Below are 8,811 nucleotides of genomic sequence, written 5' to 3'. Positions count from 1 at the left end.
CTCCAGCGCGACCGGCTCACAACCCCACACCGGCTCTTCGGACAAGCCACTTCCCGGACCCGCCAGACCCCACCCTAGAACCCCGCTACCGACTGCGTCTTGACACAGAGGGGTGCCAGTAGCGTGCCGCGGGACGCCGGTGGGCGAGCAACGTCGTGAGGATGACGAGCGAACGAGCCCGGACCCCACGATGATGTTGATGAGGCCCGTCCACACTCCGGCGTAGTTCAGGGCGGACGTCGGCGTCACTCACGGGTGGGTTCGTCGGTGGGCGCCGGCTTGCCGGGCCGCGCCGCTGCCTGCGCCTCAGCGATCGCCTCCTGGACCGCGCGGTTCGCCGTGGTCGGCTCGCTGGCCGCGGTCAGCGGCTCGCTGGACCCCATGTCGACCCGACGCGCGGGTCCTTCGGTCTCTTTGGGGATGCCCGCGATCTCGTGTATTGAGGAGCCCAGCCCCTCTAGCGCCTTGGTGATCTCCGAGGGGATGACCCAGAGCTTGTTGGCGTCGCCCTCGGCGATCTTCGGCATCATCTGGAGGTACTGGTAGGCCAGAAGCGACTGGTCAGGGCGCCCGTCGTGGATCGCCTGGAAGACGGTCTGGATGGCCTGTCCCTCGCCTTGGGCGCGCAGGATCGCGGCCTCGCGGTCGGCCTGGGCGCCGAGGATGGCCGCCTCGCGATCGCCTTCCGCGTTGAGGATCGCCGCCTGCTTGTTGCCCTCGGCCGTCAGGATCGCGGACTGGCGCTGGCCCTCGGCCGTGAGGATGAAGGCGCGCTTATCGCGGTCGGCGCGCATCTGCTTCTCCATCGCGTCCTTGATCGACGGCGGCGGCTCGATGCCCTTAATCTCGACGCGCTTGACCTTGATCCCCCAGCGGCCCGTCGTCTCGTCCAGCACTGCGGACAGGCCGCTGTTGATCGTCTCGCGGCTGGTCAGGGTCTGCTCCAGGTCCATGCCGCCCACGACGTTGCGCAGCGTGGTCATGGTGAGCTGCTCGATGGCCTGGATGTAATTCGAGATCTCGTACGTCGCCGCGATCGGGTCGGTCACCTGGAAGAAGATGACGGTGTCGATGTCGACCGTGAGGTTGTCCTCGGTGATCGCACCCTGCGGCGGGAAGCTCACGACCTGCTCACGCAGGTCGATCATGTAGTGCACCTTGTCGATGAACGGCACCACGAAGTTCAGGCCCGCAGGAAGCGTCTCCTTGTACTTGCCGAACCGCTCGACGACACCGGCGTAGGCCTGGGGCACGACGCGGACCGCCTTGGCGACCACCACGATTACGAACAGCAGCAACAGGCCGAGCACGATCAGGATCGCCATGGGGAACTCCTTCAACTCGGGGAATCGTAGACAGGTCGGACGTGTGCGGTCGCGCCGACGATCTCGATGACCTCGACGGTGCGGCCGGCCTCGATGGCGGACTCGGCGCCGGGGGAGACGGCGAGCCAGCTCTCACCACCGATCTTGATCCGCCCCGGGCTGTGGGCGGCGATGGACTCGATGACGAGCCCGCGGGCGCCGACCAGGCCGGCGGGACCCAGGACGAGCTCCGGCCCGCCGTGCAGCCGCCTCACGAGGGGCGGGCGGACGGCCGCGAGCAGCAGGACGGACGTGCCGGACGCGACCAGCACCTGCACCGCGACGCTGTCGGTGACCAGAGCGGTGCCCATCCCCGCAAGCGCCCCGGCGGCCAGCATGAGGAGGAAGAACTCCATACCCAGCATCTCTGCGACGCCGAGCACGATGGCGATGCCGAGCCACGTCTCCCACAGGTGGTCGCGCAGCCAGTCCATAGTCCGACCCTAGTGTCCCGACCCGAAACAGGCCCCGAGATCCCCTCCGGCGTGGATCCAGCCGCGTCGTGGGGACATCGTCGAGGTCTCTGTGGAGTTCACAACGACGGAGCGCTCCTTTCGAGCTTCGAAGAATTCATCGAGCTCGCGTTGCCTGAAGCGGGCTGGCACCGAGCTCGGTCTTGCGCGAAGGGGATAGATGAGGGCACGGAGTTGGATACTTCCGACGAAGCCGAATCCGCCTCCGACCGGTACCTGCTGCAGTTTGTGGCCAGCGGCTGTCGCTGCAGGCCAAATGCGGGCTGAAAACAGCCAGATCGCGGCTTATTGACTCGGCGTCGCGGTACGGCGCTGAGCGAGGGTTCGAGCGAGCTAGCCACACCCTGGCGATCGCGCGCCGGCATGCGCCGTGCGGCACGGTCGGGCGCTTCGCCACGCCGTGCGTAGTAGCGTGCCGCTGCGCGAGCACGCTGGGCGGCAGTAGTAGCCCTGTCGGTAAACCGCCTGCTCTAGTTCGGCGTGACAGTAGGTGTCAACGGTGAGCGGAGGACTACCGACATGGGTGTCTGGACAACCTGCAGCGCCCTATCCGTCGCGGCGGCTCTCCTGGCCGCGTGTGGACCCTCTGGTGAGGCTCGCCCGTCAGAACCCACTGCTGTGGTCACTAGCAGCTCCAGCGCCCCCGTGACCCCACGCGCAGATGAGACCGAAACGCGACAGCCCGAGCAGCCACAGCAGAAGCACCTCTCTGCCCGAGACGCCCGACTGCTCGATGACTTCATCAGGTTCGCCCTGAGGCCTATGGCCGCTACAGCCAGCCGCTTGCCGTTCGCCGAACGAGTGAGGCTGGGCCTCGGTCCCGTGCTGCTTGGTGACCTCCCGTTGGAATCTGTGCAGGACCCGTCGTCGTGGCTGGTGAACACCAGGTCCGGATATCTCCGAGGCGTTCAGGGTCCCTTCTCCGCGACGCAACTCATATCGAGCCACGTCCATTACGACTCCGAGGGCGGCGAGCCACAGCAGTCCGGCGACCTTCAACGATCCGTCGGTGAGCACCCCCACTGCGCCAGCCCTCCGAAGCCAGCCCCGCGACCTTTCGAAGGAACGCTCAGGCTGTCGGTGCAGCCTGCGGATGGATCGATCACGAGTTGTCTTGCATGGTTCACCGTGGACCTGTACCTGGACGACGCCCGCCGCATCGTCGCCGTGACGGTCGACATCTGGGAGCCCTAGGCGCGCACGCAGTCCGGCATCATCGGGCGACGCCGAGAACCCGCCGCCCGGTACTCGGCATTATGCGGACGCATCAACCGCGGCGACAGCGGCGGATAGAAGTGGCGGCTTCGCGGTGTGATGCATCCTCCCGAGTGCGCGGATCGCAGATGAGGGCGGCATCGGAGACGTGCCCGGCCAACCCTGAGCCATCCACCCATTGCCGCGCGTCGCCGGCGAGGACGATCATCGGGGCATGGCCACAGACATCACCGTCTACCTCGATGACCAGCCTGGGGAGTTGGCCCGCCTGAGCCGGATCCTGGGAGATGCGGGCGTCAACATCGACGGTATGTGCGCGGTGACCAGCGGTGGCGGCGCCGCCGAGGTGCACGTGCTCGTCGACGATCTCGCCCCCGCCCTCGAGGCACTGGAGGGAGCAGGCGTCGAGATTGCCGGCGAGCAAGAAGTCATCGTGGTGCCACTCGAAGACCGACCGGGCGCTCTCGCCGAGGTCGCCCGCCGGCTCGGAGAGGCCGAGGTCAACATCACCCTCGCATACCTGGCCACCAGCACCCGCCTGGCGCTGGCCACCGACAACTTCGAAGGCACCATGGCCACCCTGCGCACCGACTGACGATTGGTACCACGGGGACGGCAGGCGCGACGAGCGGCACCACCACGCGCAACCCGGGCTCGACAGCCTCGAGCCGGATATCACCGCCACCACGATGCTCGAGTTCGCGCGTGCTCTCTCACGCGTGCGCAGGCGGAATGGGACGGCCGCTTCGCGGCGTAATGCCGCGATGACCTTCGGCCCGAAAGTTGCCTGATCCTGGCGTCACTCGCATCGGGAGATCTGACCCTCGGCGTGCATATCTATGCAGAATCCCGCGGCCTGCCGCGTATGCGGGTGTACCCGCGGCCGAGGTGAGTCCCGCCAGGTGTCATGGGTCTCTCGTTGCCAGCTCGCGTGGGGGAGGATGTCCCCGATGGGGATCCCCCAACGGCCACGTTGGGGGATCCCGCTGGTCATCATCACCAACAGCGATACTACGGACGCGGTGCGCCTCGCGGAGAACCTCCAGCCGTCCAGGCGCCTCACCTCCAGGGTCCCGCGCACGGTGTGCGCCGTCAGCTCCGCTGCCACACTGTGAGCATGCGGACCGTCGGGGTCGAAGAAGAGCTCCTGCTGATGGATGCTCACACGGGCCGCGCGTCGCCGTTGGCCACCCGGATCCTCGGGATCGCGACCGCGCAGGGCGACGCCGGCGGTGAGGGCTTCGCCGGAGGTTCGTTGGTCCACGAGCTGCAGGAGGAGCAGCTCGAGCTCTACACCGCGCCGCACTCTTCGATGTCGACGTTGGAGGAGGAGCTGCGGAGCTGGCGCAACAAGGCGGCCGCTGCCGCGCGCGAGGAGGGGGCGCTGGTTGTCGCCTCCGCGACGTCCCCGGTTGCGGTCGAGCCCCGGCGGGTGCGGACCACGCGTTACGACGAGATGGCGGAGCGGTTCGGGATCGTCACGAGCGAACAGCTGACCTGCGGCTGCCACGTGCACGTGTCGGTGGCGTCAGAGGCGGAGGCGGTGGGGGTGCTCGATCGGATCCGGGTGTGGTTGCCCGCCCTGCTCGCGCTGAGCGCCAACTCGCCGTTCTGGCAGGGTCAGGACTCCGGCTACGCGAGCTTCCGATCGCAGGCGCTCGGCCGCTGGCCGGTGTCCGGTCCGACCGAGGTTTTCGGCTCTCCCGAGGGATATCGCAGCCTCGTCGACAGCATGCTCGCATCCGACGTCATCCTCGATGAAGGGATGGTCTACTTCGACGCTCGCTGCTCGCACCGGTACCCGACGGTGGAGATCAGGGTGGCCGACGTCTGCCTCGACGTCCGCGACGCCGTCCTGGTCGCCGCGCTGTGCCGGGGACTCGTCGAGACCGCCGCCGAGGAGTGGGCCGCGGGGGAACCGCACCCGCCGGTCCCGACCGCGCTGCTGAGGCTCGCGACCTGGCAGGCGGCACGGTGGGCGATCAGCGACAGGCTGCTCGATCCGTCGACATCGCGTCCCCGGCCTGCCTCTGATGTGATCGCTGCGCTTGTCCACCATGTCCGCCCCGCCCTACGTCGCTGCGGCGACGAGGGCCTGGTCACCAGCGGGATCGATCGGGTGTTCTCCCGCGGCAACGGAGCGACGCGGCAACGGGAGATCTTCCAGAAGACCGGTCACCTCAGCGAGGTGATAGCCGCGCACGCACGGGTCACCGTCGGCCACGACGACTGACCGCACGCACTATCGGAGTCGTACCAACTGCGCGTTCTAAGACCGAAGAAAGCAACGAGGCGCCCGGGAGCACTCGACTGCGTGAGCGAGTGGGCCTGGGCGCCTCGTCGGACTCAGGTCTAGCGATCAACGGCGCAGAGCACAATGATGGTTGAAAGAGAAACTTCCGTCTCGGACGCTGTCTCTGGCGGGTCTGGGCGGCCATCCCGGGCGAGTCGCTGCCACGGGTTCATAGGAAAAATGTGCCGTTGGTCCCTGGTGAACGTGGCCCAGCCGGTGCACTATAGAAGTGGCCTGCGAGACGGGCGAGGGAGCCGAAAGGCTGAGAGGCCGGCGAGTTGGAAGACGAGCCGACGACCTCTATCCACCTGATCCGGACAATGCCGGCGAAGGGAAATCGCCTCGCAGGTCCTTTCGCGTCCGCGTGCTGCCCGCGTCGTCGGTTGGTCGCGCGGAGCCCATTGACAGCCATCACGCCAAGCTTCCTGCGCGGTCCACCCGCCCCGGCTTCCGGCCCACCGCTCGATGTCGACGGACTCCCAGACCGGCCCGGCCGCGCGGCGGGGGACGGAGCGCGGAAGTCCTCGCGCTGGACCAATTGGCCCACCCGTGGCCGGCTCACGCCGAGAATCCCGGCGACCTCTGCGGTGCCCATCAGGTGCTGTATCACGGAGCCACGCCAGAGCAGCCTGCTCCATGGGCTCGAGGAGGCAGAAGATCTCGTCGACGAACCGGCAAGGCTCGGTGACTGGTTAAACACGGCCGTTGGCAGGCGCGGGCTCGCACTACGAACCTGAACTAGGAACCCGTGGCCACGCGCATCGGCGGCGAACTGCAGCCGCGTTTCGGGTCGTCTGCATCGAATCGCTCCGCAAGCCGAACCACCTGCGGTGACGGTGGAGGGTGCTCGAGGTCGACACCCAGACCGTTCCGCAGAGGATCGGCTGCGGCGACCAGCGCCGGTTGGCAGTCCGGTTGCCTCTCACGCAGCCTGCTGTCCGCGTGTTTCGGCCAGGACCGTGGGTGTCTGGTTAGAGGTCCAGCATCGCCATCGCGACCTGATCGGCGGCCGCATCGGGGATCGCCGTCGATGCCCGTTCGAGTACGAGGAGCCGTGCACCGGGGATCTCGCGCGCGAGAGCTTTACCGTTGCCGACCGGGAAGAACGGGTCGCGGCGACCGTGCACCACCAGCGTCGGCATCGCGAGCTCGGCGAGCCGCTCGCGCCAGCGCGGCTTGCAGTCGAGCCTGGCGAACACGATGCCCAGCTGGTTGGCCATCTGCACTGCTGGCACCGTGCCCGGTGTGCGGTCCCATGTGCGTGCGGCGGCCGCTCGGGTGACGGCCGGGTCGTTTCCCAGGATCTCAGCGCCTTCGGCGGCGAACTCCGTCACCGCGTCGCGGTCGGACCAGTCGGGCATCGAGCGCGAGAACAGCCGGCCCATCGTTGCCGCGTCATGGTCAGGCAGGTCGTCGTCGACCGGGCCCGGGGCGATGGGTCGCGTTCCGGCGAGGGTCAGAGCCGAGAACGCCTCCGGGTGGTCGAGCGCGGCAACTTGGGCGACCATCCCGCCGACGCCGATGCCCGCCAGGTGTGCCGGCCGGTCGTCGAGTTCCCGGGCGAGTGCCGCGGCGTCGGCGGCAAGATCGCGCAGTGTGTACGCCGGCGCCTCGGGATCGACAGTGATCGACGCACCGGAATCGCGCAAGTCGTACCGCACGACGTGACGACCACCCCGCGCGAGGGACTCGCAGAGCGTGTCGGGCCAAGAGAGCATGGTCGTGCCACCCGCGCAAAGCACGAGCGGCGCCGCCGCGTCGCCGAAGTGCTCGACGCCGAGCGTGACGCCGTTCGCCTCGAGCGTCGTCATCACACCAACTCCTCCGCGATGACGACGCCGGAGGCGTGGTACGAGCAGATCGTCGGATACATCGTGGCCTCCAGGACAGCGTCGTGGACGGTGGCGCCGGGAAGGACGGCCGAGCAGCGCATTCCCGACGAGGTTCGTCGCGCAGAACGTTCACGACCGTCCTGCGTTCTCAGGGATGGACAACCGGCGGGACGAAAACTCATCGCCCCGCCGTATGGGGATCCCCTTCGGGACACCCAGCGTGCTCTCGATCCACGTCTCGAGCCTGGCCGGTCTCGAGCCTGGCCGGTCTCCCGCCGGTAGCGGTTCCCTGACCGGAACTGTGCCCAGCGATGCGCCCATTCCGCCCAGATAGACGCGGCGCACCGCCCACTTAGACGCGTGCGCCTGACCCCCCAGAAGCTCAGGAATCTTCGTCGGGAGGTGGCCTCACGCACGGCCTCAGGCTTCGGAGGCTCCGGACGGCGCGGCATGGACTTCCCGACCAAGGTTAGTGAGCCGCAATTGCGGGGTTGCAGGCTCGCGCGTCAGGCGCGCGGGCGAAGCGCGATGCTGATGCCGGCGATCCACAGCGAGAGGACGTAGAGCGGGGGCCTGAGAAACCCATAAGGAGCAGGCCGGACAGCAGGCATCCGGCGAGACCCGGCCATCGGGGAACCAAGCGGGTGCGCAGCCCGACAACCGTGGTCGCGAGCACCAGCCCGCTGGACGCTGGGCTCGTCGTAGACGTCGAGGACGTGGTCAGGGGCGTCGACGGCGGCGGGCACGTGTCCGCACGGACCACATGACCACGAGCAGGGCGAAGGCGACACCGCCCGCGACCCCCAACGGTGCAGCCTCAACGACTCGGGCATGTTGTCACCTCCCCGTTCCGTGGAATCATTTCCGCAACGTAGCTGGGGTCGAGTCCCGATCAACCGGGAATCTCGGACACGAAGAGCTGCGGAGCTGCTTCGACGCGACCGGCTGACTAAACGAACACGTCAGCGTAGGAGTACGCGTTCGCGATCACTCCGAGTACGCCGATCACGAGCGCGGCTTGTGACAACCGGCGGCCCTTCGCCGCGTCGACACCTGCCCATCCGAGCAGAGCGCCACCGGCGGCCACGGCGGGTGGTACCCCGGTCCAGAAGCCGGGAGCCAGGAGGAACCCGACGAGCGAGAGCGTCAGGGCAACGACTCCGATCCACTGACGACGGATGGCCCATGGCATCACCACGGCGAAAACGACGATGGCGGTGGTCAGGGCGATCGCCACGTAGATCAGGAACACGCCGAAGCCGATGTCGGTGTCGCTCTCCGCGCCGTAGAAGTCGTTGGCGGGATAGGAGACGGTGAACAGGACGATGACGATCGCCACCGGCGACCGCAGACGCAAGGCCTGATCGGCGTGGCTGCTGTGGTTGATGCTGGTCGAGTCGCTCACCCGGGACGCCCTTCCAGGCCGTTCCCTCGCCTCCGAGACTACTCGGGCGCTCCATCTTTCGTAACCTTGATGCCTGCCACCGCCATGCAAACAATTGGGACCTTTGTGGTTCCCCCCGAATCGTGGAGGGCTTCCCTATGCGGCTTCCCGGTCGGGGGCCGCGGTGTTCTCGTAGTTGATCGGGCTCATCATGCCCGCCGCGCTGTGTCGGCGCTGGTGGTTGTAGAAG

10 protein-coding genes are annotated in these 8,811 nt (G+C 67.8%); 5 read left to right on the top strand and 5 right to left on the bottom strand.

Going from position 1 to position 8,811, the window contains the following annotated elements; all coding sequences use genetic code 11:
• Window positions 1–245 precede the first annotated feature (245 nt).
• Together D0Z08_RS00725 and D0Z08_RS00720 are read right to left on the bottom strand one after the other, a co-directional pair.
• Window positions 246–1,325 carry an SPFH domain-containing protein gene (locus D0Z08_RS00725; protein ID WP_118921692.1) on the bottom strand — a complete coding sequence of 360 codons (1,080 nt, stop codon included), beginning with the start codon at window positions 1,323–1,325 and terminating at the stop codon, window positions 246–248.
• 11 nt (window positions 1,326–1,336) lie between these two features.
• The gene (locus D0Z08_RS00720; protein WP_118921690.1) at window positions 1,337–1,798 is read right to left on the bottom strand and encodes an NfeD family protein; all 462 of its coding nucleotides are present in this window, start codon (window positions 1,796–1,798) and stop codon (window positions 1,337–1,339) included.
• Window positions 1,799–2,482: 684 nt separating this feature from the next.
• Here D0Z08_RS00720 and D0Z08_RS31590 point away from each other — a divergent pair.
• The 4 genes from D0Z08_RS31590 to D0Z08_RS00710 all read left to right on the top strand — a co-directional run bounded on the left by D0Z08_RS31590 (window position 2,483) and on the right by D0Z08_RS00710 (window position 5,285).
• A complete protein-coding gene (locus D0Z08_RS31590) occupies window positions 2,483–3,031 on the top strand; it encodes a hypothetical protein (RefSeq protein ID WP_147381275.1) in 549 nt (182 codons plus the stop codon).
• Between the two features lie 235 nt (window positions 3,032–3,266).
• Window positions 3,267–3,647, top strand: a complete 381-nt coding sequence (locus D0Z08_RS00715; protein WP_118921688.1) for an ACT domain-containing protein — start codon at window positions 3,267–3,269, stop codon at window positions 3,645–3,647.
• Between the two features lie 355 nt (window positions 3,648–4,002).
• A complete protein-coding gene (locus D0Z08_RS31850; protein WP_182481080.1) occupies window positions 4,003–4,167 on the top strand; it encodes a hypothetical protein in 165 nt (54 codons plus the stop codon).
• A gap of 2 nt (window positions 4,168–4,169) precedes the next feature.
• On the top strand, window positions 4,170–5,285 hold the full coding sequence (locus D0Z08_RS00710) for a glutamate--cysteine ligase (RefSeq protein WP_118921686.1): 1,116 nt from the start codon (window positions 4,170–4,172) through the stop codon (window positions 5,283–5,285).
• 1,031 nt (window positions 5,286–6,316) lie between these two features.
• On the opposite strand, the gene D0Z08_RS00705 is transcribed toward D0Z08_RS00710, so the two are convergent.
• Both D0Z08_RS00705 and D0Z08_RS33320 read right to left on the bottom strand, forming a co-directional pair.
• On the bottom strand, window positions 6,317–7,156 hold the full coding sequence (locus D0Z08_RS00705) for an alpha/beta fold hydrolase (RefSeq protein WP_118921684.1): 840 nt from the start codon (window positions 7,154–7,156) through the stop codon (window positions 6,317–6,319).
• Window positions 7,156–7,278 (bottom strand): hypothetical protein, encoded by a 123-nt coding sequence (locus D0Z08_RS33320; RefSeq protein WP_281271692.1) that lies wholly within the window; start codon window positions 7,276–7,278, stop codon window positions 7,156–7,158. Before D0Z08_RS33320 ends, D0Z08_RS00705 begins: the two co-directional genes overlap by 1 nt.
• A 543-nt stretch (window positions 7,279–7,821) precedes the next feature.
• Here D0Z08_RS33320 and D0Z08_RS33315 point away from each other — a divergent pair.
• On the top strand, window positions 7,822–7,944 hold the full coding sequence (locus D0Z08_RS33315) for a hypothetical protein (RefSeq protein WP_281271691.1): 123 nt from the start codon (window positions 7,822–7,824) through the stop codon (window positions 7,942–7,944).
• A gap of 182 nt (window positions 7,945–8,126) precedes the next feature.
• On the opposite strand, the gene D0Z08_RS00700 is transcribed toward D0Z08_RS33315, so the two are convergent.
• Window positions 8,127–8,582 (bottom strand): hypothetical protein, encoded by a 456-nt coding sequence (locus D0Z08_RS00700; RefSeq protein ID WP_118921682.1) that lies wholly within the window; start codon window positions 8,580–8,582, stop codon window positions 8,127–8,129.
• Between the last annotated feature and the right edge of the window lie 229 nt (window positions 8,583–8,811).

It is taken from the genome of Nocardioides immobilis (assembly GCF_003515065.1).
Taxonomy (GTDB): Bacteria; Actinomycetota; Actinomycetes; order Propionibacteriales; family Nocardioidaceae; genus Nocardioides; species Nocardioides immobilis.
Note: the sequence above shows the minus strand (reverse complement) of the source record. Positions and strands in the feature narration are given on the sequence as shown.

Bases quoted from the DNA above. Each gene is read 5' to 3' on its own strand.
- D0Z08_RS00725 (WP_118921692.1), bottom strand. From the start codon at position 1,325: ATGGCGATCCTGATCGTGCTCGGCCTGTTGCTGCTGTTCGTAATCGTG.
- D0Z08_RS00720 (WP_118921690.1), bottom strand. From the start codon at position 1,798: ATGGACTGGCTGCGCGACCACCTGTGGGAGACGTGGCTCGGCATCGCC.
- D0Z08_RS00715 (WP_118921688.1), top strand. From the start codon at position 3,267: ATGGCCACAGACATCACCGTCTACCTCGATGACCAGCCTGGGGAGTTG.
- D0Z08_RS31850 (WP_182481080.1), top strand. From the start codon at position 4,003: ATGGGGATCCCCCAACGGCCACGTTGGGGGATCCCGCTGGTCATCATC.
- D0Z08_RS00710 (WP_118921686.1), top strand. From the start codon at position 4,170: ATGCGGACCGTCGGGGTCGAAGAAGAGCTCCTGCTGATGGATGCTCAC.
- D0Z08_RS00705 (WP_118921684.1), bottom strand. From the start codon at position 7,156: ATGACGACGCTCGAGGCGAACGGCGTCACGCTCGGCGTCGAGCACTTC.
- D0Z08_RS33320 (WP_281271692.1), bottom strand. From the start codon at position 7,278: ATGCGCTGCTCGGCCGTCCTTCCCGGCGCCACCGTCCACGACGCTGTC.